This is a genomic window from Halomonas campaniensis (genome assembly GCF_002211105.1).
In the GTDB taxonomy this organism is placed as follows: domain Bacteria; phylum Pseudomonadota; class Gammaproteobacteria; order Pseudomonadales; family Halomonadaceae; genus Vreelandella; species Vreelandella campaniensis_A.
This window is the reverse complement of sequence record NZ_JPUA01000034.1, coordinates 244,306-270,511: the sequence shown is the minus strand read 5'-3', so window position 1 is coordinate 270,511 and position 26,206 is coordinate 244,306. Positions and strand designations below refer to the sequence as shown.

The window sequence follows — 26,206 nt, the reverse complement described above, 5'->3', positions numbered from 1 at the left end:
ATAGGCACGCTAACGTGCTGTACTACAGTTGATTCAGATTTTTTTCACATGCTCCCAACTTTGTAGCACCTTTTTGTCATTATCATAAAAAAATTCGAAGCTGTCACCATTGAAAAGTGAACAAATGTTACATCGAAAGCTTATGTAATTTCGTGTTCCCAGCGTCATTTTAAAATAAGACCGGCCTCACACTTACGCCAAGAATAGTTTAAATAATGGCGCTTCAGCAGCGCATAAACTGAGAGAGGCAGCCCTTACGACACTAAAAAAATGATAAATTATACTTAATTAAAAAATTCGATTAAATCTAACAACACTCCCTTTTAAACCCCAACACTAATTCAAGAAAGCCTTATGACTAAAGTACACATAAGAAGTTGTCGGCCAACATGGCTTTATCCGCCACCAAACTGTTTAGCTAATTGAAGTTGACCTCAGCCGCGAACCGCTGCAAGTGGCTTTTAAGCCAGCGAGTAAACATCTTATCGATATGCTCTTTGTGAGTTCGTACAAACCTCATCACACAACACCTCACACAGCCAGCCCCATGACGCTTCACTGCCTGGGCGCTGAGGCGCGCCCTGGCGTGTGTATAGGGCGATAGCATCGTGCTGGGGCGATGGGTGTCCGGAGTCAGTGAACCACTTCACTTCTCTGAATGCCCCCTTAGAACCTGTTCACGATCTATTAAGCAGTAAAGTGATTGCGCCCAAACCCCATGCCCCTCCTCACGCAGCGCTTTTCTATGCCGCTGCTTTAGTAGCCCTTCTTACCCCTCGAAACTTCCCCCATATTCTCTCGGGACAAGATCAGCCTCTTCGTCGCCAGTCCTGATAAGGTTGATGATCATTTGCGCGACCAAGGACGGTGGGTGAGCTATCGACGTTGCCCCAACCTCTTGCTCCTGTGCTGTGCTCAGGCCTGATTTCACCGAGCCATAGAACTCTGTCGCTGTCATGAAAGGGTGTATCAACGAGACGGTGATGCCTGCATCCGCCAGCTCAAGCCGTGCAACTTTTGAGATCATGTTGAGTGCTGACTTTGAGCTCGTATAAGCTGCCACACCGGGGTAAGTTGCTAAGGTCGCGCCGGAGCTAACATTGACGATGCATCCGGCACCTTGTTTGCGCATAAGAGGGATCACCGCTTGCATCATAATCAGTGGTGCAACTGTATTTAGATTGAGCAGTCCCCGAAAATCTTCAATGCCGATGTCTTCAATCGAGGCATATAGCCCCTGCCCTGCATTGTTAATCAAGACATCGATTCGACCATACCTCTCCTGCGCGATCTGGACAGCTTTTTTAACCTCGACTGGATTGGTGACGTCGCAGGGTAAGGCAAGAACATCATCTCCCAGCTCACTCGCTAAATCGTCGAGCCTATCTTGACGTCTCGCCAACAACACAGCACGCGCGCCAGCTTGAACGACCGCGCGTGCTGTCGCTTCACCAATGCCTGACGAAGCCCCCGTCACAAGGACTACCGAATTTTTAAGTTCCATAGCGTATTCCCTTTCTGTAAGACGTGAAGTTGTGGAAATAAACAGGGCTGTAACGCTAGAGCGCCCATGAAAGAGCCCAACGGGATCGTCAATATTTATAACAGGGCACCTAAACGGTGGCGTGTCTATTCCAGCCTGTAAATTGCACATTTCTGCTTAATTCATGGATGCGCTATGCAAGCCATGCTAGAAGTAATGACATGAATAATTCGATTGAAAAACTCAGATCACTTGTAGAGAAACGTGCGAAATCCGTGCTTACCCAAACTCATATCCCGCGTTTGGATATTCTCCGGGTTTGCGCACCGACCGAGCTTTTTCCTGAGATCTATCAGCCCCTGATTAGCCTGATCCTGCAAGGGAGCAAGCGGATTGTCATCGGAGATCAAGTCGTCAACTATCAGGCAGGCCAAAGCTTTATTACATCAGTCGAGCTGCCAGTGGTTGGAGAAGTCGAAGAAGCGAGTCCGGCCACTCCCTACTTGGCGTTGCGCCTATCTCTTGACCGAGCTTTAGTCACTGAGATTTTGTGCAAGGTGGATAGTCCTTTGAGCATGTCTGAGACGAGAGGCTTCTGCATTGACTACGTGAGTGACGATCTTGCCGATGCTTGGTACAGGATGGTTCGCCTTACCGATCAGCCGGAGGATATAGCTTTAATCGCGCCTCTCATCGAACATGAGATCCTGTATCGAATGCTGCGCGGCCCACAAGGTACGGTGCTAAGACAAATAGCAGGCATCGATGATCGCTTTTTCCAAATCAGGCGTGCTATCACATGGATTCGGCAAAATTACGCAACGGCATTCCGGGTTGAGGAGCTTGCGGCGACAGTGAATATGAGCCCTTCAGCGTTTCATCGACGCTTCAAAGCGACGGTTAGATTGTCGCCTCTTCAGTATCAAAAACAGATCAGACTCTATGAAGCGCGCAGAATGCTCTTCACTGAATCTGGCGGTGTCACCGCCGTCGCTTTATCGGTTGGCTACGAGAGTCTGTCGCAATTCAGTCGAGAATATTCTCGGCTGTTCGGCGCGCCCCCTGCGCGTGACATAAGAACGCTTCGCCAAGAGGCACGAGAGGGAGAGCCAACAGAGTTCACTGATCCCGACACTTTCAGTGCTCTGAGCCGTTAAAAAGCACCACCGCAAACACCGGCGTCAACCCTATTCGACATGCGCCTTCTTAACAGGGAGTAGATGCACCACGCCCACCACCACCGAGCCGACCACAAAGCCAATCACTGCCGAGCACAGCGTATTGAAACTCCAGCCCAGCGTGCCGCCCAAGGCACCGGTTGCCTCGCGAATGCCATGCTCAATGTGGTGAACCCACTCATAGGGGGCGTTGAACCAACCCGTGCCATCGGCCCCCAGATTGGCCATCAGGATATGCCCACCCACCCACAGCATGGCAATGGTACCCACCACTGCGATGGTCGATAGTACCTTGGGCATGGCCGTCACCAGACCACGGCCCAGCTTCTGCACGCCCGAACTTTCCCGTTGGGCGAGCCTCAGACCGATATCATCCATCCTGACCAACAGCGCTACCACGCCATACACCAAGATAGTGATGACAAATGCGACCACCACCAAGCTGACCATCTGTGACCAGAACCCCTGATGGGAAACGGTGGAAAGCGCGATCACCATGATTTCGGCGGACAGAATCAGGTCGGTGCGAATGGCACCACTGACGATCGTTTTCTCGGCTTCCGGCCCCTTCTCTACCGCTGGCTTGTCGTCGTCATGCTTGCCGGAAAGCTTGTGCCAGACTTTCTCCGCGCCCTCAAAGGCCAGGTAGGTGCCGCCCACCATCAGGATGATCGGCAATAGCATGGGCAAAAAGTGATTCAGCAGCAGCGCCACCGGCAGGATAAAAATCAGCTTGTTGCGAATCGACCCCAACGCGATCTGCTTCACAAGCGACAGTTCACGCTCTGCTGTCACCCCCTGCAAGTATTGCGGCGTCACCGCCGTATCATCCACCACCACCCCGGCCGCCTTCGCCGTCGCACGCCCTGCGGCGGCACTCACATCGTCCAGTGATGCTGCGGACAACTTCGCCAATGCGGCAATGTCATCCAGTAATCCTATCAAGCCGCCTATGGCCATGGGTGATTCCTCCGTGAATAACAGTTGCAGATAGTAACTCATATAGCGGCTGGGGCGGATCGCCTCTTTTGCTTCAAGATTCCGACCTGCGCTTCATAGGTTTCACGCGCCATCATCTACCTCCGCCTTTAAAAACGTTTCTGGCACCATGATGCGATAGCGCGGATGTATCTTGCCCCCGGTCACTAGTGCGCGGTCGCCACTGCCAAGGTTGAACTCTGCAGGATCGAGGCGCTTGCGCCAGGGATGGTCATGGCGATCCGCAAAGACAAAGAACAACCGCTTGACCTTGATCTTCTTACAACTGTGTAGCAACGCCGACAGTACTTTCGGCCGCAGTGTCGTCAAGCTCTCGAACACCATATCAAGGTTATGAAAACTCTCATGGTCAGGCAACTCGTCCATGGCTTCCATAATCGCCCGTTCAGGTGCCGACATCTTAAGAATCCAGTTCCATGGCAGCGTGTCTTCGTCGTTGATGTTGTTTCTGGCAAGCCCAAGTGATGGGTCGGCGAACAGTGAGGTGCTGCGGGTGACGATGAGTGCGTTTAGTGGCAGTTTGCTGAGCCAGTTGGGTGTGGCGTTGCCATATACCCAGACAGGCGCACTGCTACCCAGCCGCAGATAGTGATCGTAGCCCTGTTGGGTAAGCGCCGTTGTACCACCGACATGGATGTCATAGCGCATAATATGCTGCATGGAGAGCAGGCAAGTTTTCCAATCGATTGCGCCCGATGTTGTTGCGTTCGGCGCAGGGCGTCGAAAGACGCCGCGGTTAACGCGCTCCAGCCAGCCGTTATCGACGTATTTGCGAGCAAGGAAACGGCTTACACCGTGGCGTTCAAGCCATGCGGTGTCGACCATGAATCCTGAAGGTATGGCTTCAAGCACCTTCTTTAGCTTTTCTTCTTTAAGTGTACTCATGGTTCACAAATCATCTATCTTTTAAAGAACCACGGGAAGGGGGTTTACCAACTTAAGGCCCGCCTGCTTGTAGTCGCGATACGACTGGGTTCCGGGAGCGCAGGGAAAATCCGACTCCTGCAACAGTTCGATTTATGTCAGTTTGCTGGCATCAAATACATACGAGACAGCAGCAAGACAAAACCAAAAGTGCCACCTACTTTGAATGTATGAATCTTCTGGAGATTAACAATGGTTCAACTAAAGGGTGGCTGTCTCTGCGGTAAGATCCGAATAGTGGCCAATGGCGAGCCGCTCCGGGTAGGTATTTGCCACTGTATGGATTGTCGTAAGCATCACGGGGCGCTTTTCTACGCGGCGGCGGATTATCCCAAGCAAGCTGTCATGATCGAAGGCGAACCGCACAGTTATCAGGGGCGCTATTTCTGCTCGGCATGCGGTTCGTCGGTTTTTTCGGTAAGCGAGGACGAAATAGAAATACACCTGGGCGCCCTTGATTCACCCAATCAACTGAAACCGACATATGAGCTTTGGAACATTCGCCGAGAACATTGGCTACCGCCATTTCCAAACGTGGAGCGATACGAACGGGATAGGGAAGTTTGAGCAGGTTCAAGGGCTGCCGCTTAGATCAGAAGGCAATCGATCAGCGCTTACCTTCAGTGCGCAACTTAGCCACTTCATCTAGCGCCAAGCCTGTCGCTTCAGCAATCTGCTCATCACTCAGCGCTCCCAGTTTGAGCAGATTAAGGGCCGTTTTCTCAATACCCAGCTTTTCGCCTTTCACAATACCCAGCTTCTCGCCTTCCTGAATGCCTACTTGGCGCTCTTGCTGAGCCCAGTTTTCCAAATTTTCTGCCAACATGTCTTTATCCTCCACCAAACTATTGAACTGTTGGCTACGAACCGGATGGCGGATCGCCTCTTTGGCTATATTCACTTCTAATGCCACTTTCGCAGTATCTAGCACGCCAACATCAATTTGGTAGCCCCCTCGGGTCATCAGCCAGTCAAGCACCTCCGCCAGGTGCCAGATTGAGGCACTGCCTTCGTGAACCGGCATAGGAAACGTCGCTCGGTGGGTGAGCATCAACTTCCTCATTGCCTGTCGCGAAACGCCCACAACGTCTGCTACATCCGTCAGGCCAACAAGATCCGGCGAAGCCTCGATCAGCCGCGCGGAAGGGATCGCTTTTTTTACGTCAACCAGGGCAGTGCGAACCGCTTCCTCGGCGCTGCCCGCTTCACGAGAGAATTCCAGCGCCAAGCGGCCCGGCTGCCCTACGCCCACCAGAGCATCATCACAACCAGCGGCGCCCAAACGCTCCACCAGTGCATCTAGGTCGCTGTCGCAGTCAGCCAGTTGGTATTTCAGCGTAAAAACATATTCCATTCTTCAATCCTCCGGCTCCGCTTCGTCTCGATGCTTGTGGGTCGAGCACTTGTCCACTACTCTCCGAATTGCCCGGGCGTGGCTGCCGGGATTTTTCGGTGTACTCCACACGCTCGCGATACAAAACTCACCGCAGCGGCATTCATCATCATTATAAGGACAGTAAATTTTGCCCCAGGCATGGCTACCGCCGACTTCAACTCGCCAGCCCTCCGCTTCCGCATGTTTGAGGGCAGTTTCGATCTCTTTTTTCGGATGTGATGGACGAGTCATTATTTGCCTCTGAGTATGAAGCCCCCCTCAATGGTTGTCAATTGACAACCATTGAGGCAGCAATTCATATCCTTGCCGACGTTCATCTAAATAGATAGACCCAAGTGTCTCTTTTAACTCCCTAATAAAAATTTAAGAAAGAATATCAGTAGGTGCAACACTTAACCTGACGCTGGGGGCTTTCATGGCATGGGGAATGTCTGCCATCCTCAGCAACCAAATACAGAAAGGGCAGCCAATTGGACTGCCCTTTCGTTTGATGTATGAAGCGGGAATACATAAATAAAAGCAGGTCAGCGCTTACCTTCAGTGCGCAGCTTCACCACTTCATCTAGCGCCAGGCCTGTCGCTTCAGCAATCTACTCATCACCCAACACCTCACGCAGCCAACCCAATAACGCTTCGCTGCCTGGGCGTTGGGGTGCGCCCTGGCGTGTGTATAGGGCGATGGCATCGTGCTGGGGCAAGCTCTCTGCCACCGGGCGGATCAGTTCGCCATTTTCAATTAATCGTTGCGTTGTGCGCCGCCATCCCAAGGCGATACCGTGCCCCGCGACAGCCGCTTGCAGTAGCAGAGGGTAGCTGTCGAAAACAGCACTCTCCGCTGATGAAAGTTCAAAGTGCCCCATGGCACGCAACCAGTCATCCCACTCCAGCCAATCCGCCGGGTCAGCGTGGTAGTGCAGTAGCCGCTGGTTCAGCAAAGTGTTGAGGCTCAACGGCGTAGTGACCCCTTTCAGGTAAGCAGGGCTGCAGACCGGAAATATCTCATCCTCGGCGGTAAACACCAATCGATGGCTCCCGCTGGGTCGTCCGTTGGTTTGCAGCGCAATGTCGAAGCTGCCACTAAATTCGGTAATCGGCCGTGTCGACGTCGCCAGCTGTATCTCAATGTCAGGATAGCGACGATTGAAGTCAGCCAACTGTGGCATCAGCCAATAGAACGCTTCGCATAACTGGCAGAACAACACAACGCGCTTATCATCCGGGTCGCCACGCAGCTCCTGAGCCCCCGTAGCGATACTTTCCAGCGCCTGGGAGACCGTACGGCCAAACTCACGCCCTTCGCGGGTAAGAAACACACTGCGATTACGGCGCTCGAAAAGCATCACGCCAAGATCTTCCTCCAGCGCACGGATCTGCCGGCTGATAGCCGCCTGGGTCAGGTGGAGTTCATCGGCCGCGCGCGAAAAGCTCTCAAGCCTGGCGGCAGCCTCAAAGGGGCGCAGCGTCGCCAGCGGTGGAAGAGACTTGATGAAGTTATCCATAATCTGAGCTCATGCATTGTGACGCAGAAGTCGTTTGAAGTGCTGCTAGAGGCAGCGGCACTCTAGAGCGGAATTCATACCTGGAACGCTGCAATGAAGGCCACCGCTGAACCTCAAGATAATATCCTACAGGGCATAAGCCTTATCGTGGGGGCTGTCTTTCTGCTGGCGTTGACCGACGCCCTGGTTAAGTATCTAAGTGCCAGTATGTCGCTATGGCAACTCTATGTCATCGCCTCAACACTCTCGCTGCCGATACTCTTTGGATTGATCATTGGCCATTCTGGCCCCCGACCCAAGGTAAAATCACACCGCTGGGTGGCGATAAGAAGCCTGCTTCTGTTGCTGATGTGGATAGCCTATTACGCAGCACTGCCGCTGATTCCGCTTTCGGTGGCAGCGGTCGCCATTTACACCACGCCGCTGTTTATTGCCGTGCTGGCTGCTTTTGGAGCGAGCGAGCATCTTTCACGCCAGGCCTGGCTAGGCATTCTCTGCGGTTTTCTGGGCGTGGTGGTGGTGTTGCGCCCTGGCGGCGACACTTTCACACCTGCGACACTGCTACCCGTGCTTGCCGCCCTCTTTTATGCGCTAGCAATGCTGGTCACTCGCCACCACTGCCAAAGAGAACACCCCTTACTGCTAACCCTGGGATTAAATCTAGCGTTCCTGGCAGCAGGCAGTCTCTTCAGTGTGCTGGTGGCAATCAACAGCACAGCAACGCTTGCCGAACGCGCGCCGTTCCTGTTCGCCGGTTGGCAACCGCTAAACGCCACAGCGTTATTGATCGTGGGCGCCTACGCGCTACTGCTGATCATTGTGAATACCGGGGTGGCAAGGGCTTATCAAATTGCCCCTTCGGCGTTGATCGGCACCTTTGATTACGCCTACCTCATCTTTGCCAGCCTTGGGGGCTACCTGCTATTCAGCGAAGTGCCCGATGCCATGACTTGGCTGGGTATGGGTATGATCTTAATGGCGGGAGTGATGGTGTTACGGCAACGGCGGGGCTAATCGATATTTCTGCTTACTTCATCGCAGCCCATACCTACCCGGCATGCGCCTGAATGATCGGCAATAGCGCGGGCAAAAAGTGATTCAGCAGCAGCGCCAACCGGCAGGATAAAAATCAGCTTGTTGCGAATCGAGCCCAGCGCGATCTTCTTCACAATCGCCAGTTCCCGCTCCGCTGTTACCCCCTGCAAATATTGCGGCGTCACCGCCGTATCATCCACCACCACCCCGGCCGCCTTCGCCGTTGCACGCCCAGCGGCGGCACTCACATCGTCCAGTGATGCTGCGGACAACTTCGCCAATGCGGCAATGTCGTCCAGTAATCCTATCAAGCCGCCTATGGCCATGGGTGTTTCCTCCGTGAATAAACATTGCAGATAGTAAATCACAGGGTGGCTGAAGAGTATCTCTTCATTGGAAGGGTCGTGTTCTCTCATTCCTCTCTTAACCTGGGCGAAACCATGATGGTAACTTTCGCCCTCATAGCTTGCTCACTCAATCACCTATCAACTATGCCACTACAAGTTGAGTATGCTGTAATAGTATAATAAAGTGGTTTATTAATTGAGACAGTGATACTAACCAAGAAAAGATGTGGAATGTTTCAACCAACTATAAAGCAGTGCGTCAGACATACCCTCTTCAGTGGAGATTGAAACCACACAATTGAGTAGTAAGCCAACATACTTTTTCAGTGGGGCGACTTTTATGCTCGATAGAACAACATAGCACAAAACTACTTTACATCACCTGAGCACCATATTTCATCGGCATCGTCAGTGGGCATCTATATTAAGAGCGGAAGCACACATATAAAGCCATAAAAATTTTAACTATTTATTAATCAATAAACTACAATTGGTTAGGAAAATAAAGCAAGACCGAAAAACAGTGGAGATAAAAAACATGGTAAATAAACAGAAAATTTGCTTTGTTGTAATGGGGTTTGGCAAAAAAACCGATTACGAGTCTGGTCGGCTGCTCGACTTAGACGCCACCTATGAAGCTATCATTCAGCCTGCCGTAGAGGACTGTGGATTTAGATGTATCCGAGCTAATGAAATTCTTCATTCGGGTATAATAGATCTTAAAATGTATGAAATGCTACTTAAAGCAGATTTAGTAGTCGCTGATATTTCTACAGGAAACGTAAATGCGGTTTACGAACTAGGAGTTCGTCATGCATTACGACCTTTTTCAACTATAGTGATGAAGGAAAGAAAGGGAAAATTGCATTTTGACTTGGATCATACGTCGACATTCATGTATGACCATCTAGGTGATGATATTGGACATAGAGAGGCTAAACGTGCTCAAGAAGAGCTTTCCAGACTTATAAAGACAGTATCACAAGACCCACAAACTGATAGCCCAGTTTATACATATATACCTTTCTTAAAGGAGCCTTCCTTTACAGATAAAGAATTCGAGGAAATATTGGAAGATGCCGAGGATGAGCAAGAAAGATTTTCGTCATTTCTAGAAGCTGCTGAAGCAGCGGCCGATGCATCAAATCATAGAGAAGCGATGAAAAATTTCAACAATCTTCTTAATATGCGGCCAGACAATTCATATTTGCGCCAACAAACTGCTCTGCATACATACAAATCCAAACATCCCTCAGAACTATTAGCTCTAGTCGAAGCCATTAATATTTTAGAACCCCTAGAACCCAAAGAGTCAAATGATCCAGAAACACTTGGTTTAACTGGTGCAATACACAAACGCTTATGGAAATTAAATAAGGATAGCCACGCACTTGATTTAGCAATTAACTTTTATGAGAGAGGTTTTATTCTTAAAGGGGACTACTATAATGCCGAAAATGCTGCTACATGTTATGAAATAAGATCTTTGCTTCAAAGCTCTGTCGACGAAGCTTTGTTCGACCAGATGTCGGCCAGAAAGATTCGTAAGAAAACTATTGAGCAACTATTAGAAGTTATTGAAACAGAGAATTTTCAGGAGCGTTCCGATAAACTCTGGATCTATGCCACGCTAGCAAATTGTCACTTTGCATTAGGGTTACACTCTGATGGCGAGAACTATGAGCAGGAATTTATAGCACTGTCACCTGCAGATTGGGAGAAGCAAACATACTTATCCGGAAAGGAAAGTGCTATCGAATACAGTGAAAAATCTAGTTAAACATTTTTCAATATTTAGCTTATCTTTAATTAAATGAGGATGGATGACTAATAATACATCCTCAAGTTCTTCATAGGAAAGTAGCTAAGATAAAAACATTTAAGATTTTTAATTGATATATTTTATGTGTTATTCAGCAGTCCCGGCAATTGCTTTAGCCAATGAGGCACTATTCCAGCTAACCACTTGATCAGAAAGATCAATAAGGTCTTGAGGTGTTCTTTGTTGGCCACGTCGACGAATAGCTATTATTTTTTTAGGCTTTTCAAACCCATTCTTTGCCAAGCTTATCTCTTTTTGAATCCAGTATCTATTATTTACATACATTCCAGCAGGGACAATTACTGAACTTGCTCTGGCAATTTGGTTTTTCAGTATAGCCGTCAATTGTCTAATACCTATCTCGCTATTCGGATCGACAGCAGGATCGTGCTTCGGAACGCTATAATCTACATAGGAAAAATTAGAACAAGTATTACTAGCAATATCTAATAGATTAACGACTCCATTATACCTTTCACTATAGGCCCAAGCATGACTGATAAAAACATGATAAGTCGACATACTATATCCTTATTCTATTTTCAAATTAAACTAAGTATTGGAAAGCGTTCCAATATATATGATCGAAACCCTAAACATTGGATTAATGCATACCTCCTAATTCTTAAGACACTCTCTTCAATAGCGCCTCATAGAAAATCTCACAATTAGGAAGTTATGATTAGCTATGTTATACAGCAAAGAGAACAGCAATTCTATGGCTTTTAAACAACATGTTGTATTTGATGTTTTTATGCCGCGAAACCATATTTATTTCAATAACATTTGAATAGTTAGAATAATTTTCGCCAACTTAATTAAAGCATGTATATTCCCATATAAAACCGCACTAAACATGGAGCCTAAATTGAGGAAAATAGCCTATCCCTTACCGCGCTTCTTGTAATCTAGATACTGCTGTCCTTTAACCGAAATTTTCAGCAACCCTGACAATTGCTGCTTAGTTCTTATATCAACAGGAAACATATAAATATGCTGAATTACCATTTCTTTCAATATTCTAAGACATACTGGATTATTTCTTAATTTGTTAGCTGTTTCCTCAATATTTGAATAAATCAAGCTGCGAGTAAACTGCAATTCAATAGCCTGTTTCAATAACGTAAATGACGGTTTATTCTCATGCAAAGCTAGCTTCTGATATACTTCGAATGCTTCTCTAGAACCAATTGAAGAAGCTATTTTTCTAATGACACCGTTTATCACTCCATATGTGAGGTGTAAATACAACTTTTGAGCATGATCCTGGACTTCACTGTCTGATAGATTCGGGTGCTCAGCGAGATGCGTCTCGATTACATTAACTATTTCCGTTTTTGAAGTATCAGACATTCTAATAAAATAATCTAAGAATCTTAAGCCCGTTGAAGCACCACAGTTAGCGATATCAAACAAAGTATCTTTGGTTAGAGTGGCATGCCTATTTCTAATTATTTGTCCAGCCACTTCCATACCTTTAAAAGCCTTGTTTATATTTGCTAATACATCCAGCGGCTCACCTTCTTCATCATCTTTTCTTTCAGAACGTTCAATCTCATCTAGCTTCTTATTATGTTGTTCACGCTCGTTTTGAATCTCTCTTTGCTCAATCACTAGGTCAGGAATTTGCTTTATGAAATCATCCATAAAAGATAACTGATTTTTTGTGAGCTCTGCTTTACCATTTTCAGAAAAAAGAAAATCTAATACCTTTTTAATCTCATCAATAACCCAAGCATCCTTACTATGATGAGTTATAAATATTAGTATATTTGAGGCATCTTCTCTATGTAGCTTTTCCAAAAGCAGCTCAACATCATTTTTTATTTCTTGAGAACTTGAATAACCTTCAGCTATTTTTTTTGCAACGAAAAAATAGTAAATATATGGATACCTAAAATTAACTTTTAGATCTTTTTCCATAAGTATCGAGCAATTTTTTAGCTTTTTAATCACAGCATCAAAATCTGAAACTAAAAACCGAGCACTATAATCTTTAAAAAAACTTGATATTTTAAATTCATTCAAACCCTGCCCTTCATTCTTAAAAATTGCCCAAGAAATCTCAGTTAATATATTTAAATATTTTTCGTACTCTGAATATTTCACTTTAGATTTCTCTAAAGATTGATAAATTAATTGTTGATAACAATGACCATATGAAGTTAGCTCTATATTCTGTTTAGAATAAGCTTCAAACATTTGCATTAAAATCAAAACATATATAGGTTTGGCTGGAACCACATTCTTTTTAATAACTGTATTCAGATGTTTTTTAATTTCATCGCACTCATCATATAAATCGACTTCCTCTATAGATTCTTCTACTCCTAGTGAAACCCATTTTCGAGCGATTTCTTCTCTTTTTAAATTACCAAAGCCTAAAATCTTTCCAGAATCAAAATTTGAGAAGCTAGGCACATCCGCAACAATATAGCTGAATGAATCATGACATGTAATAATAACTTTATCAAAGAAATCTTCTAAACTACTTAAAAAAATATCTTTAAACTTAGAATTTAGCTTAATTAAATCAAAGTTATCAACCAATGCTATCTTGTAATTATAATCTTTCAGATTAGCAAAGCCCACCGAATCATATTGCACAGATAATAATTTACTAAGCACTTGCTCAAGATCAGACTTATTCACATCTTCAGCATCGATATAAATAGGCAAAGCGCTAATCTTTAAACTTTCTTTAAAAAACATTTTTAAAAGAGCGGTTTTACCTTGCTGCTCCTCACCATACAACAGAAAATTTCCGTCAATATCTAAAAGTTTTTTTGAATCAATTATATCGATATCTTTCGCAGTCTCATTTGAGTCTAACTCTATATCAGGCGATGTATAAATATCACTTAATTTAACCTTATCAACTCTTCTATGAGTCAAAACTATTTCCGTGTTATCTAGCCATTCTAGAAAGCTATCTTGCGTGATACATTCTTTTTTCTTTATCAACGATTGGCCAGAAGAACCTTTAGTTAAATTATAGTCTTTAATTAAATCTTCAATGCTGTTAACCACATCAAGCCAGGCTTCATCTTCATTATTCCACTTTGAAACAGGCAATGTATCTTTTGGCAATCCTTGAAATGCCGACAGTTCGTCTATATCCCACTTACAAGGGCGAATTAAAATTGGAACTAGGATAGCTTCTCCATTCGCATGCATCTCCATTGCTTTTGAGGCTTCTTTAGTAATGCAATAATCAGAATTCAGAAAGCTAGCACTTACTAGAAAAATTATCAAATTAGAACTAGCCACGTTTTCGGAAATTTCTTCAGCCCAATTCTGGCCAGGAATAATTTTTCTATCATGCCATTCGTCTATAAGACCACTTCTTCTCAATGATGCCATGTGCTCTAACAGAGACTCTTTATAACTTTCATCTTTATGTGAATAGCTAATAAAAACTTTTATAGAAGTCATAAAAATACTCAATAAAGGCCAAATAATTATAGTCTTTAAAACAGACCTTAGGATAAATAAAAGCTATCTGTTAACGCCACTATTCTGTACTTAAATTTAATAAAAAACCACCTAGATTGGTGGTTTTTTATCATCTAAAAATTCAGAAGGAAACTCACTCCCATTCTATAGTAGCAGGCGGCTTACTACTCACATCGTAGGTCACCCGTGAAACCCCTTCCAACTCATTGATAATCCGGTTAGAAACCTTTTCCAGCAGCTCGTAGGGCAGGTGCGCCCAGCGTGCGGTCATGAAGTCGATGGTTTCGACCGCGCGTAGCGCGATGACCCATTCGTAGCGGCGGCCGTCGCCGACTACGCCTACGGATTTTACCGGCAGGAACACGGCGAAGGCTTGGCTGGTTTTTTCGTACCAGCCGGAGGCGCGCAGCTCTTCGATGAAGATAGCGTCGGCGTCGCGGAGGATGTCGGCATACTCTTTCTTCACTTCGCCAAGAATACGCACGCCCAGGCCGGGGCCAGGGAACGGGTGGCGATAGACCATATCGTAGGGCAGGCCGAGTTCCAGGCCGAGTTTGCGCACTTCGTCTTTAAACAGTTCGCGCAGCGGCTCGACCAGTTTGAGCTTCATAGTCTCCGGCAAGCCACCTACGTTGTGGTGGGATTTGATCACGTGCGCCTTGCCGGTCTTGGAGGCGGCGGATTCGATCACGTCCGGGTAGATGGTGCCCTGGGCCAGGAAGTCGACGCCTTCAATTTTGCTGGCCTCTTCATCGAACACGTCGATGAAGGTATTGCCGATGATTTTTCGCTTGGCTTCCGGGTCTTTTTCGCCCTTCAGCTTGCCGAGGAACAGGTCTTCGGCGTCTACGCGGATCACCTTCACGCCCATGTGCTTGGCGAAGGTTTCCATTACCTGGTCGCCTTCCGATTTACGCAGCAGGCCGTTGTCGACGAACACGCAGGTCAGTTGGGTGCCAATCGCTTTGTGTAGCAGTGCCGCTACTACAGAGGAGTCCACACCACCGGAGAGGCCAAGCAATACGTGGCGGTCGCCCACTTGCTCGCGCACGCGCTGTACCTGGTCTTCGATGATTTGCGCAGGTGTCCACAGCTTTTCGGCTTTACAGATATCCAGCACGAAATGCTCGAGAATGCGCTGGCCCTGCAGGGTATGGGTCACTTCCGGGTGGAACTGTACGCCGTAAAACTGCTTCTCTTCCCAGGCCATAGCGGCAATCGGGCAGCTCGGCGTGGAGGCGGTCACGGTGAACTCGGTGGGCGCTTCGGCGACCTTGTCGCCGTGGCTCATCCATACGTCCAGCAGGGCTTTGCCGCTTTTCGCGTCTACGTGGTCTTTGATGTCTTTGAACAGCGCGTTATCTTCGTCGATCTGAATCTGTGCGTAGCCGAATTCACGCTGATTAGAGCCTTCTACCTTGCCGCCCAACTGCTCAGCCATGGTCTGCATCCCGTAGCAGATACCAAACACCGGCAGGCCCATCTCGAACACGCACTGGGGCGCACGCGGGGAGTCCAGTTCCGTCACGGATTCCGGGCCACCGGCCATGATAATGCCGTTGGGGTTGTACTCGCGGATCTCTTCTTCGGTGATATCAAACGCGCGGACTTCGGAATAAACGCCGATCTCGCGAACTCGGCGGGCGATCAGTTGGGTGTACTGCGAGCCGAAGTCGAGAATCAAAATCTTATGGGCGTGAATGTCACTCATGGCGGGGTCTCGGTTAAGCGGTGTGGGTGCCGCTGGTAAGGCCAAAAAGCAAGCGGCGGGGCAATGCCCGCCGCGCCATATAACTAATCTTGCTGGTTAGCTCACCCGGTAGTTGGGAGCTTCTTTGGTGATCTGCACGTTGTGGACGTGGGATTCGTTAAAGCCAGCGCCGGTAATTTGTACGAACTCCGGTTTGGTGCGCATTTCCTGAATATCGCGGCAGCCGGTGTAGCCCATGGAGGCGCGCAGGCCACCCATCAACTGGTGAACGATGGCGCTCATCATGCCTTTATAGGGAACGCGGCCTTCAATGCCTTCCGGCACCAACTTCTCGGCGCCTTCGCTCTTATCCTGGAAGTAGCGGTCGGCGCTGCCCTGGCTCTGCGACATGGCACCCATGGAACCCATGCCACGGTAGGCTTTGTAGGTACGGCCCTGGTAAAGCTCGACTTCACCCGGCGCTTCTTCGGTACCGGCCAGCAGGCCGCCGACCATTACGGCGCTAGCGCCAGCGGCAATCGCCTTGGCCAGGTCACCGGAGAAGCGGACGCCGCCATCGGCAATCAGCGGAATGTCGTACTCTTTAAGCGCTTCGGCCACGTTGGAAACCGCGGTAATTTGCGGTACGCCAACGCCGGCTACAATGCGCGTGGTGCAGATCGAGCCAGGGCCGATACCGACTTTAACGGCATCCGCGCCTGCTTCGGCCAGCGCTCGGGCTGCACCAGCGGTGGCGATGTTGCCGCCAATCACCTGAATCTGCGGGAAGTGCTCTTTAATCCAGCGAACGCGGTCGAGAACGCCTTGGGAGTGGCCGTGGGCGGTATCGACAATGATCACGTCAACGCCTGCTTCAGCCAGGGCGGCCACGCGATCCGGGGTTTCCGGGCCGGTGCCGACCGCTGCGCCAACTAACAAACGACCGTCGCTGTCTTTGGCGGCCATCGGGTAGGTGCGGGCTTTTTCGATATCCTGGAAGGTGACCAGGCCGCGCAGGTGGAACTCGTCATCAACGATCAGCATTTTCTCGATGCGGTGTTCGCGCATTTTGGCTTTGCTGGTTTCGAGGTCGGTACCCTCTTTGACGGTAACCAGCCGGTCGCGCGGCGTCATGATCGCTTCTACACTGTCGCCGTGGTTAGGCTGGAAGCGCATGTCACGCTCGGTCACGATACCCACCAGGGTTTCGCCTTCTACCACGGGGAAACCGGAGAAGCCGTATTCACGGGCCATGGCGAGCAGGTCTTCGAGCTTGGCTTTAGGGCTAACGGTGACCGGGTCTTTTACAATCACGCTTTCGTGCTTTTTGACCTTGCGCACCTCAGCGGCTTGCTGGGCCATGGCCATGCTCTTATGGATGATGCCGATGCCGCCTTCCTGGGCCATCGCAATCGCTAGACGCGCTTCGGTAACGGTGTCCATCGCGGCAGAGAGGAGCGGAATATTGAGCGAAAGATTGCGGGTCAGGCGGGTTTTGAGGCTGACATCCTTGGGGAGGACATCGGAGAAGCCGGGAACGAGGAGAACGTCATCGAACGTTAGTGCTTCTTGGGCCATACGTAGCATAGCGGCAACACCCTGATTGAGAGGAAGTGGGGCGTGAAAGGTTAATCGCCTATTATAGCGTTTTGAGGGCCATCCCAGCAATGCAGTCAGGCTGTTGTGCTTATACCAAATGCTAATGACGTATGCTGGTAGGCTGTTAGTGGGTTATTTTTTTATGTAAAGGGGGCCTTTTGTCTCAACAGATTATTGTCTACACCGATTACGTTTGCCCCTTCTGCCTGCTAGCCGAAGAGGCCATTGTTCAGGCAACCGAGGGTATGGATGTGGAAATCCGCTGGCGGCCTTTCGAGCTGCGCCCAGCCCCGGTGCCCACGCTGAAGGTGGAAGACCCTTACTTGCCTAAAATATGGCAGGATTCGGTTTATCCCATGGCCAAAAAGCTCGGCGTGCCCATTACGCTGCCCAATATCTCGCCCCAGCCACGCACCGACAAAGCCTTTGAAGTGTTTGCCATGGCCGAAGAGCAGGGCCTGGGCCACCCCTACTCCATGGCGGCTTTAAAAGCGTTTTTCCAGCAGGAGCGCGATATCGGCGACCCAGAAGTGCTGGCGGATATTGCCGAGTCGGTGGGTTTGGAGCGCCAGGCTGTGCTTGATGCTCTGGCCCAGGGCACCTACCGGGAGCAGCACCAAACGGCTCAGCGCCACGCAGTGGAAGAGGCGCTTATTCAGTCAGTGCCGACCTTGGTCATCGATGGCGAAGTGATTCAGGGCGTGCCTGATCCCGCTGCTCTCAAACGTTTTCTATTAGAGCGGGCTTAACCCTATGGCCTCCCCTACTCCCCAGGCACTCTCCGTCAGCCAGCTCAACCAGCGCGCCAAGCAAACCCTTGAGCGCGATGTGGGCGAGGTGTGGGTGGAGGGCGAGCTCTCTAACGTTTCCCGCCCGGCGTCGGGGCATGTCTATTTCACCCTGAAGGATGACCGGGCGCAGATTCGCTGTGCGCTGTTTCGTCAGCGGGCGCGGTTTGTTTCGGCCCCCATGCGCGACGGCGATCAGGTCAAGCTGCGTGGGCGGGTGTCGCTGTTCGAGCCGCGGGGCGATTACCAGCTAATTGCTGACGCCGTTCAGGCGGCAGGCCTGGGCGAGCTGTTGGCGGCGTTTGAACGCTTAAAAGCGCAGTTGGAAGGCGAAGGCGTGTTTGCCAACGCCCGGCCGCTGCCCTTCCCGCCCCGCAAGCTGCTGATTTTGAGTTCTGCCACCGGGGCGGCGATTCGCGATGTGCTGGCGGTGCTGGAAGCGCGCTGGCCGCTGGCGGACGTGACACTGATACCGGTGCCCGTGCAAGGCGCCGAGGCGGCACCTGCGATGATATCGGCGCTGGCGCTGCTTAACCGTCAGGCGCGACTAGATCCAGAGCGGGACGTGATTCTGATCACTCGCGGTGGCGGTAGCCTGGAAGACCTCTGGGCGTTTAATAACGAGCATCTGGCGCGGGCGATTTTTCACTCCCGGCTGCCGGTGATGTCGGCGGTGGGCCACGAGGTGGACGTCACCCTGGCGGATTTCGCCGCGGATATGCGAGCGCCTACGCCTTCGGCCGCCGCCGAGCGCCTGGTGCCGGATCAAAACACCCTTAAGCGCCAGTTGGAGCATCAACACAGCCGCTTGCAGCGGGCCATGCAGGCGCGCCTGGAGCGCGACAGCCAGCGGCTGGATACCCTGCACGCCAAGCTGCGCCACCCCGGCGAGCAGCTCAACCGTCAGCGCCAGCACTTAACCGCCCTCAATCAGCGCTTGAATCGTGCCATGCAGCAAACGCTTAGCCAACAAAAAGCCCAGGTGACGCAGTTGAGCAGGCGCTTGGCCAGCCAGGATATGGCGCGGTTGCATCGCGCGGAAAGCGAACGTGTGAGCCAGTTACAGCGCCGTTTGGGGAGTGCGATGCAGCGCCAGCTGGAGAGCCGACAGGCACGTTTGAAAGCCGCGGCGCGGGAGTTAAACGCGGTCAGCCCGCTGGCGGTACTGGGGCGGGGCTATGCGATTGCCCAGGATGAGCAGGGCCAGGTCATTCGCCGCGCGGAAGATACCCAGCCCGGCCAGAAGCTGAAACTGAAGCTTGGCGAAGGCAGGCTAAGCGTGGAAGTTAAGCGGCGTCTAAAGACCTAAGTTAAATGGCCGATATCTTCTAACAATGAGGAGAGGATACCGCCATGAAGATTGGATTTTCGTCATTTACACTAATTAATCATCGCCAGGATAAGCCGCAGTTTTTAGCCTCTACCCGCGCTGAACCGCAGAAGAGAGAGCCTGCCGCCACGCCTGCGGAAGAAGACCCGTTCACCAAGCGTCTTAAAAAGCAGCAGGAAGCGCTGGAGAAATTAGCGTCACTACCCACGCCAAAGGAAGCCGCCCAGCAGCAGGCCACCAATAAAGTGGGCTTCCTGCGCCAGCGGATTGAAATGCTGAAAGCCATGATGGCCTTCGCCTCTCCTGAACAGCTTAAAAACATGGCCAAGGAGCTCAAGAGCATCGCCCGCGAGCTTGCCGGTGCGGCTAAGCTGTTGAACAATCAAGGTGGCGGTGGTGCAGGCATGACCGCTATCCCGTCCGTGGTTGCAACGCCAGCAGTTCCCACGACAGCAGCTCAACCGGCCGTGACTCAAACCAGCGGAGCCGAATCCGCCGGGGCTCAGACGGGTGGCAATGAAAGCACCCAGGCAACGGTTTCCAGTGACGCGCAGCAAGCCGAAGCGAATGCGGAAACAGCCGAAGACGATGCTGAAAAGGCTGCTGAACAAGAGGCCGAAAAAGCAGCGGGCGAGTCTGACCGTGATGAATCCACCGAGCTCGGCGTATTACCTAGCCTACCCACTCTCATTCAGAATGAAGACAACCGCTCAAAATCCAATGGCCCCAGCGCTAGTGAACACGCACTCCGCGGCGTACTGACTGACGCGCAGAAAGCGTTGCGCGAAGCGGTTAACGAACTCAAGATTCGGCTGAATGAAGAAGACAAGGAAGCCCGCCGCGAGCTAAAGAAAGCTGAAGAAGCGATGGAAAAGACGGATCGAGCGGTTGCAGCATCCACTTCAGAGGCCCTCTACTCCTCACTGGGGCAGTTGCTGCCTACCTCGCTAGGTGACGTTTCCGTATCTACGACCTCTATCAACATAGAGGTTTAGCGCTAATAGAAAAGGCGCTACCGGAAGTAGCGCCTTTGTTGTTTAGCGTTGGCTTAAACAATGTTGCATAGCTTACTTCTTGGAATCTCTACCTGACTTTTTATCGTCATCGGACTCCGGGTTTACATGATGGGTATCCGGCATCGGATTGGCCTCATCGTGATGGTCATCCTTCTCTTTAGGGGCCTTCTTATCGTTCTCGGGAACTTGAGTCATCGCTTCTTCCTTACCATTATGGGTGAGCGAAAGGGTGGGAGGCATTTGTGCTGCCTCCTATCCTGGCTGACTTAACTGTAGTGTTTACTCTTCAAGTTGCAATTCCCCTGCGTGCTGAACCGACAACACTGCCCGTCCCACCATCAATTAAAAAATAATTAAAACAAAAACTTAAAATTAAAAAAGACGTCACACCAAGTATATGAGCAAACTTGATAGCATTAATAACCTATCGCTATCAGGCCTATGGGTGACCAACCTTTTTATCGCTATGCGTTTGTCCCCAGTTTGCCGTTATTACTACCCTGGTCTACGTTAACAGCGTGAAGGCACTCGAGGATACGAGGGCCAGAGCAGCGGTTAATCCGTGATGTTTTACGATGACTAACCGTATGTGCAAACCAAATTGTGCCAACAATGGAGTGACCGCACATGAGTGATCAACACCAACCTCCCCAGCATCAGGATAAACAGCCTGGCGATGAATACGCCATGCGCCCAGAACCCGAATACATCCGTGAAAGCTACCGGGGCGCCGATAAGTTACTGGACAAAGTCGCGATTATTACCGGCGGCGACAGCGGTATAGGGCGTTCAGTCGCCGTTCACTATGCCCGCGAAGGTGCCGATAGCGTTATCGTGCACCTTAAAGAAACCAAAGATGCGGAAGAGACCAAGCGGCTGGTGGAAGCCGAAGGTCGTCGCTGCTTGGTTTTGAAAGGCGATGTGGCAGCGCCAGCGTTTTGCCGTGAGATCGTCAAGCGCACCCTCGACCACTTCGGCAAGATCAATATCGTCATCAATAACGCCGCAGAGCAGTACGATTGGGACGACATTACTGAGATCCCCGATGATCAGCTGCTGCGCACCTTCCAGACCAATATCTTCAGCCACTTCTATCTCACCAAATCAGCCCTGCCGCATCTCAGTGAAGGCGACACCATTATTGCCACCTCATCAATCAATGCCTTTAAGGGCAACGATACGCTGATCGATTACACCGCCACCAAGGGCGCCATTCAGGGGCTGGTGCGCTCGCTGGCGATGTCACTGATGGATCGCGGTATCCGCGTGAACGCCGTAGCGCCGGGGCCGGTATGGACGCCGCTGATTCCGGCAAGCTTTGAGGATGAGAAAGTGGCTTCATTCGGTGGCCAGGTACCCATGAAGCGCGCCGGGCAGCCTAGCGAAATGGGGCCTGCGTATGTTTACTTGGCCAGCGAGGAGTCCTCCTACATGAGTGGCCAGACCATGCACTTGAATGGTGGCGTTATCTTAAATACTTAAGCGTTTCTTATATAAGATATAGCGCGCATTTCCAGGGTGGCTTTAAGCCACCCTTTTGTTAGAACACGGTGCATAAAAGCACTGCACTACTACAATATTCCCGCTCGGGAATATTTCCTTCCAGAAAGCCTCTCCAATCACTGAAAATTACCGATCGGGAATAATCATAGCGCTTTGATCACTAATTTGGTCTATCATTACCGTACGGTAATTTTATCGGACAGTCGCTATGACCTCCCAAATAGAGAGTGCAAAACGTATTCGCAGCAGTGAAGAGCTGGGCAAGCTAGTTCAACAAACCCGGCGTGATCAATCACTGCTGCAAAGTGATATTGCCGGGCTTGCGGGTACAGGCAACCGCTTTATCGTCGATCTTGAGCGCGGCAAGCCAACCCTGCAGCTACAAAAAGTACTCGATGTGTTGGATCTAATGGGATTGGAAGTGGTTATACAGCGCAAAGGGAATCACCATGGCCGCCCATAGCGAAGCGCTTGACCTGTTCTGGGGGGAACTGCATGTCGGGCGTTTGTATAACACTCAGCCATTGCGATTTGACTATACCCAGGAGTGGCTAGCCAATAATCAAGCGAATAGCCTTTCGCCCCAGCTACCGCTGACTCAACAACGGCATAGCGGCGATAGTGTGCTGGCATACTTCGAAAACCTACTGCCTGAGGGCGAACTACGTCGCTATATTGAGCTACGCCACCACACCACCACTGTTTTTGGTCTTTTAAAGTCGATTGGCGGTGATACGGCGAGTGGCTACGCCCTACTCCCGCAAGGTGAAACGCCTCGACCAGCCAGCTATCGCAAGACGAACTGGGAAGCTATAAACGACTTTCTGCATAATGAAACCCAGGGTGAATTAACCGGGCAGCTTGCTCCCCAAGCGCGAATTTCATTAGCGGGCGCTCAAAATAAACTGCTACTAATGGTACTCGATGATGGCAGCCCGGCGCTGCCTGAAGGGGCCGCGCCTTCAAGCCATATTTTGAAACCGGATATCCGGGGTTTGAAAGGCGTTTGGTGTTCTGCGCTAAATGAAACGCTCTGTATGCAACTAGCCGCCGCATTAGCGCTAGGAGTAGCTGAAACGACCTTCCAGCCTCAAACACGCGCCTGTTTAGTTAAGCGCTATGACCGTTTTTACGATGAGCACGGCAACTTACAGCGTTATCACCAGCTAGATATTTGCCAATTAGCAGGGACACCTTCCACCCTCAAATACGAAAGCGACGGAGGGCCTGGTCTCATTGAGTGTCGGCAGTTACTTCAGGCGGCGGGCGTACCCGCAAAAGACCTGCTACGTTTTTCTCAGTGGTTTTTTTTCAACCTGTTTATTGGTAACAATGACAGCCACGCCAAAAACCTCTCTATATTGCAAACGCCGCAGAGCGTTCAACTAGCCCCGTTTTACGATCTCATGTGCACGACGCTCTATAGCGGTCTCTCGAACCGCTTTGCATTTCGAGTGTCAGGCATTGATCAGCCCGGCAGTATCGAACGCTCACACCTTGCTTCTCTCGCCCAGGCGTTGGGATTTAAACCTGCTTACTTCATGAGTTTAGGCGCACGTCTCGCCGATGAGATACTCAGCGTTTTACCCGCTGTGATAGAGGCCCTGCAGGAGGTCGCAACGCCAGGTACAGAGCATGTATTGTTAGAGCGCCTGTCTCGGCGCATTAAACAAAACTGCCAAAAAATGACAAAACGCTGGTCGGCTTAAGTAATGTTCTATCCAGATCAATATGACTGACTGGCCTCGCGTCTCACTGCCGCCTGGGGATAGCCTCCGAATAGGTATTGAGCTGCAAGAGGTGTTCATCCGCTTGCTGCAAAGCCTCTAGCGTCTTAGGCCGGTCGAATTCCGCTAATAAGCTGCACAGCACTTCTGAGACCGCTAATGCCGGGGTTAGCGTATGGAAAAAGCTATCGCTTTCCGTGGGGCAAAAAACAGCCTGCTCTGACAGCGCTACCAGCGGCGACACCTCGCTATCGGTGATCGAAACAATCCCCACTCCCTGCTCTTTTGCCAGCTGGGCCAGTTCCATCGTCCCTGTGGCATATGGTTTGATGGAGATAACGAGCATGACATCCTCAGGAGTAGCGCGAATTAACGCGTCTCCGCCGGTTCCTCCAGGCCCATCCAGGTGAACCGAACGCTCGCCCAGTAGGGTCATCACGTAATGGAAGTGCCAGGCAACGGCATGGCTGGAACGTAAACCCAGCACGTATACCTTTCTCGCTGACCTCAGCCTATCGGCTGTCGCTTCCAGCCGCCGCAGCGAATCGGGCTCACAGAGCTTGGCAAGTTGGGCACTTAGCCCCTGAAGCATATGCGAGGCGGTATCGCTGGCTCCCCTTTCACTGCCTTCATCTACCCGCTGGCGAACCTTGGCGGCAAAGCCATCGCCCCCCTGACGTAACGCCGCCGCATGCTGCGCCCGAAGTTCGTCGTAGCCTGGTAACCCCAAGTACTTGGCAAGCCGTGTCATCGTGGCGGGCTGCACACCCGCCAGGCGCGCCACCTCGCGCATGGACACCAGCGCCACTTCCTCCGGATGCTCAAGCACGTAGCGAGCGGCCTGTTGCAGCTGCGCAGACATGGCATCGTACTGGGCAATAATCTGCTCTCTTAGCGAATTGCTCGGCTGCATTGTGGGGGCTCTTTTAGAAATAATGATCCATGTGTTTCACACTATATTTAAATGATTTACTTGTTGCAAATATCTTTATGAGTGTGCCAATCTCACTGTCATATGAAGGGCTCACCGTTTGATAATGAGGAAAAGAGGCTATGACGCGTATTCTTCACCGCAGTATCGGCGGGAAACTGCCTCATGCTGCGTCGGCACAGGGTGTATATATCACCGATACCACGGGGCGTCGCTACCTGGATGGGTCGGGAGGCGCTGCGGTCACCAGCGTCGGGCACGCCCACCCGGAAGTGCTGGCCGCCATGCGTGCGCAGATCGATAGCCTCTGTTACGCCCACACTTCATTTTTCACTACCGATGCCGCCGAAGCGCTTGCTGAAAAGCTCGTGGATTTAGCCCCCTCAGGGCTGGATTACGTCTACTTGGTGTCGGGCGGTTCAGAAGCCGTTGAAGCGGCGCTGAAAATGGCCCGGCAGTACTTTGTCGAGATTCATCAGCCCCAGCGGCGACATATCATTGCCAGACGCCAGAGCTACCATGGTAATACCATTGGCGCGTTGGCAACCGGTGGCAATGCTATGCGGCGCCAGCAGTTTCAGCCCATTTTGCCAGAAACCCACCATGTATCGCCCTGCTATGCGTATCGTGACAAGGCCACCGACGAGACGCCCGAGGCCTATACTGCACGGCTTGCCGAGGAGCTTGAGGCAAAGATTCTGGAACTTGGCCCTGAAGAGGTCATGGCCTTCGTTGCCGAACCCGTCGTCGGCGCCACCTTAGGGGCGGTTGCCTCTGAGGCGGATTACTTCAAGCGCGTGCGTGCCATTTGCGATAAGTACGGCGTACTGCTGATTCTCGACGAAGTGATGTGCGGCATGGGAAGAACCGGCACCGTCTTCGCCTGCGAACAAGATGGAGTAACACCGGATATCGTTACGATCGCCAAAGGTTTGGGCGGCGGCTATCAGCCTATTGGCGCGGTGATGCTATCGGCCAACATCTACGCCAGTTTCGCCAATGGGTCTGGTCTGTTTCAGCATGGCCATACCTATCTTGGTCACCCTGTGGCCGCCGCTGCCGCTAACAAAGTGGTTGAGATCATCGCACGGCCGGAGACGCTGGCTAACGTCAATGCCATGGGCATGAGATTGCAGAGCGGCCTTGAAGCGGCGCTCGGCGAATCGCCTCATGTGGGCGATATTCGCGGCAGGGGCTTGTTTCGCGGTATCGAGCTGGTGGCGGATAGGGAAAGCAAAACGCCTTTCGATCCGACTAGAAAGATATACGCCAAGATCAAGCGGCAGGCCATGGCGCGTGGCCTGATCAGCTACCCGATGGGCGGCACCATTGATGGCATTAACGGTGACCATATCTTGCTGGCACCGCCCTATATCATTGCGCCTAGCGAAGTAGACCTGATCATTGAGCGTATTGCCGACGCCATAGACGCTGCCATCGCCGAGTGATAACTCACTCAACAGCTATCTAAACTAAGATCTGA

The 26,206-nt window shown here is 50.7% G+C and carries 24 protein-coding genes; 11 read left to right on the top strand and 13 right to left on the bottom strand.

The features are described 5' to 3' along the window. Nucleotides 1-769: 769 nt before the first annotated feature. The gene (locus tag JI62_RS13755; RefSeq protein ID WP_088700698.1) at nt 770-1,504 is read right to left on the bottom strand and encodes an SDR family oxidoreductase; all 735 of its coding nucleotides are present in this window, start codon (nt 1,502-1,504) and stop codon (nt 770-772) included. Between the two features lie 200 nt (nt 1,505-1,704). On the opposite strand from JI62_RS13755, the gene JI62_RS13750 reads away from it, so the two are divergent. Further along, entirely contained in the window at nt 1,705-2,640 is a 936-nt protein-coding gene (locus tag JI62_RS13750) for an AraC family transcriptional regulator (protein ID WP_240513244.1), read from the top strand. A 30-nt stretch (nt 2,641-2,670) separates the two neighbouring features. Here JI62_RS13750 and JI62_RS13745 read toward each other — a convergent pair whose 3' ends face one another. Continuing rightward, nucleotides 2,671-3,621: a DUF808 domain-containing protein gene (locus JI62_RS13745; protein ID WP_205737522.1), complete on the bottom strand. Its 951-nt coding sequence runs from the start codon at nt 3,619-3,621 to the stop codon at nt 2,671-2,673. Between the two features lie 102 nt (nt 3,622-3,723). After that, nucleotides 3,724-4,545, bottom strand: coding sequence for a type IV toxin-antitoxin system AbiEi family antitoxin (locus JI62_RS13740; protein WP_088700695.1), 822 nt, complete (start codon nt 4,543-4,545; stop codon nt 3,724-3,726). Nucleotides 4,546-4,776: 231 nt separating this feature from the next. Here JI62_RS13740 and JI62_RS13735 point away from each other — a divergent pair, with 231 nt between their 5' ends. After that, entirely contained in the window at nt 4,777-5,151 is a 375-nt protein-coding gene (locus JI62_RS13735; protein WP_088700694.1) for a GFA family protein, read from the top strand. Between the two features lie 40 nt (nt 5,152-5,191). Here JI62_RS13735 and JI62_RS13730 read toward each other — a convergent pair whose 3' ends face one another. The 3 genes from JI62_RS13730 to JI62_RS13720 all read right to left on the bottom strand — a co-directional run bounded on the left by JI62_RS13730 (nt 5,192) and on the right by JI62_RS13720 (nt 7,479). Continuing rightward, nucleotides 5,192-5,938 carry a hypothetical protein gene (locus JI62_RS13730; protein ID WP_240513243.1) on the bottom strand — a complete coding sequence of 249 codons (747 nt, stop codon included), beginning with the start codon at nt 5,936-5,938 and terminating at the stop codon, nt 5,192-5,194. A 3-nt stretch (nt 5,939-5,941) separates the two neighbouring features. Continuing rightward, nucleotides 5,942-6,211 carry a hypothetical protein gene (locus JI62_RS13725; protein WP_082072634.1) on the bottom strand — a complete coding sequence of 90 codons (270 nt, stop codon included), beginning with the start codon at nt 6,209-6,211 and terminating at the stop codon, nt 5,942-5,944. 359 nt (nt 6,212-6,570) lie between these two features. After that, nucleotides 6,571-7,479: a LysR substrate-binding domain-containing protein gene (locus tag JI62_RS13720; RefSeq protein WP_088700693.1), complete on the bottom strand. Its 909-nt coding sequence runs from the start codon at nt 7,477-7,479 to the stop codon at nt 6,571-6,573. Nucleotides 7,480-7,572: 93 nt separating this feature from the next. On the opposite strand from JI62_RS13720, the gene JI62_RS13715 reads away from it, so the two are divergent. Beyond that, nucleotides 7,573-8,493, top strand: coding sequence for a DMT family transporter (locus JI62_RS13715; RefSeq protein WP_088700692.1), 921 nt, complete (start codon nt 7,573-7,575; stop codon nt 8,491-8,493). Here JI62_RS13715 and JI62_RS13710 read toward each other — a convergent pair. Then, nucleotides 8,490-8,840, bottom strand: coding sequence for a DUF808 family protein (locus JI62_RS13710; RefSeq protein WP_240513242.1), 351 nt, complete (start codon nt 8,838-8,840; stop codon nt 8,490-8,492). The two genes, JI62_RS13715 and JI62_RS13710, sit on opposite strands and share 4 nt — an antisense overlap. Nucleotides 8,841-9,399: 559 nt before the next feature. Here JI62_RS13710 and JI62_RS13705 point away from each other — a divergent pair. Further along, entirely contained in the window at nt 9,400-10,641 is a 1,242-nt protein-coding gene (locus tag JI62_RS13705; protein ID WP_088700691.1) for a tetratricopeptide repeat-containing protein, read from the top strand. A gap of 129 nt (nt 10,642-10,770) precedes the next feature. On the opposite strand, the gene JI62_RS13700 is transcribed toward JI62_RS13705, so the two are convergent. The 4 genes from JI62_RS13700 to guaB form a co-directional block, all read right to left on the bottom strand. After that, nucleotides 10,771-11,205, bottom strand: coding sequence for a TIR domain-containing protein (locus JI62_RS13700; protein WP_088700690.1), 435 nt, complete (start codon nt 11,203-11,205; stop codon nt 10,771-10,773). 360 nt (nt 11,206-11,565) lie between these two features. Further along, entirely contained in the window at nt 11,566-14,118 is a 2,553-nt protein-coding gene (locus tag JI62_RS13695; RefSeq protein WP_088700689.1) for a toll/interleukin-1 receptor domain-containing protein, read from the bottom strand. A gap of 154 nt (nt 14,119-14,272) precedes the next feature. Continuing rightward, nucleotides 14,273-15,850: a glutamine-hydrolyzing GMP synthase gene (gene guaA / locus JI62_RS13690; RefSeq protein WP_088700688.1), complete on the bottom strand. Its 1,578-nt coding sequence runs from the start codon at nt 15,848-15,850 to the stop codon at nt 14,273-14,275. A 96-nt stretch (nt 15,851-15,946) separates the two neighbouring features. Then, a complete protein-coding gene (gene guaB, locus JI62_RS13685; protein WP_088700687.1) occupies nt 15,947-17,416 on the bottom strand; it encodes an IMP dehydrogenase in 1,470 nt (489 codons plus the stop codon). Nucleotides 17,417-17,586: 170 nt separating this feature from the next. Between guaB and JI62_RS13680 the strand changes: the two genes are divergently transcribed. Genes JI62_RS13680 through JI62_RS13670 form a run of 3 tightly spaced genes read left to right on the top strand, consistent with a single transcriptional unit; the run spans nt 17,587 to nt 20,541 of the window. Then, on the top strand, nt 17,587-18,177 hold the full coding sequence (locus JI62_RS13680; protein ID WP_088700686.1) for a DsbA family oxidoreductase: 591 nt from the start codon (nt 17,587-17,589) through the stop codon (nt 18,175-18,177). Nucleotides 18,178-18,181: 4 nt separating this feature from the next. After that, entirely contained in the window at nt 18,182-19,525 is a 1,344-nt protein-coding gene (xseA, locus tag JI62_RS13675) for an exodeoxyribonuclease VII large subunit (protein WP_088700685.1), read from the top strand. 44 nt (nt 19,526-19,569) lie between these two features. Continuing rightward, nucleotides 19,570-20,541: a hypothetical protein gene (locus JI62_RS13670; protein ID WP_088700684.1), complete on the top strand. Its 972-nt coding sequence runs from the start codon at nt 19,570-19,572 to the stop codon at nt 20,539-20,541. 72 nt (nt 20,542-20,613) lie between these two features. On the opposite strand, the gene JI62_RS22640 is transcribed toward JI62_RS13670, so the two are convergent. Beyond that, entirely contained in the window at nt 20,614-20,757 is a 144-nt protein-coding gene (locus JI62_RS22640; RefSeq protein ID WP_170938554.1) for a hypothetical protein, read from the bottom strand. Nucleotides 20,758-21,189: 432 nt separating this feature from the next. Between JI62_RS22640 and JI62_RS13660 the strand changes: the two genes are divergently transcribed. The 3 genes from JI62_RS13660 (at nt 21,190) to JI62_RS13650 (ending at nt 23,774) form a co-directional block, all read left to right on the top strand. Beyond that, nucleotides 21,190-22,044: an SDR family oxidoreductase gene (locus JI62_RS13660; RefSeq protein WP_088700682.1), complete on the top strand. Its 855-nt coding sequence runs from the start codon at nt 21,190-21,192 to the stop codon at nt 22,042-22,044. Between the two features lie 229 nt (nt 22,045-22,273). After that, nucleotides 22,274-22,528: a helix-turn-helix transcriptional regulator gene (locus JI62_RS13655; RefSeq protein WP_088700681.1), complete on the top strand. Its 255-nt coding sequence runs from the start codon at nt 22,274-22,276 to the stop codon at nt 22,526-22,528. Next, nucleotides 22,515-23,774, top strand: a complete 1,260-nt coding sequence (locus JI62_RS13650; RefSeq protein ID WP_088700680.1) for a type II toxin-antitoxin system HipA family toxin — start codon at nt 22,515-22,517, stop codon at nt 23,772-23,774. Before JI62_RS13655 ends, JI62_RS13650 begins: the two co-directional genes overlap by 14 nt. A gap of 43 nt (nt 23,775-23,817) precedes the next feature. On the opposite strand, the gene JI62_RS13645 is transcribed toward JI62_RS13650, so the two are convergent. Next, nucleotides 23,818-24,705 (bottom strand): MurR/RpiR family transcriptional regulator, encoded by an 888-nt coding sequence (locus JI62_RS13645; RefSeq protein ID WP_088700679.1) that lies wholly within the window; start codon nt 24,703-24,705, stop codon nt 23,818-23,820. A gap of 140 nt (nt 24,706-24,845) precedes the next feature. Between JI62_RS13645 and JI62_RS13640 the strand changes: the two genes are divergently transcribed. Further along, entirely contained in the window at nt 24,846-26,171 is a 1,326-nt protein-coding gene (locus JI62_RS13640; protein WP_088700678.1) for an aspartate aminotransferase family protein, read from the top strand. Nucleotides 26,172-26,206 lie beyond the last annotated feature (35 nt).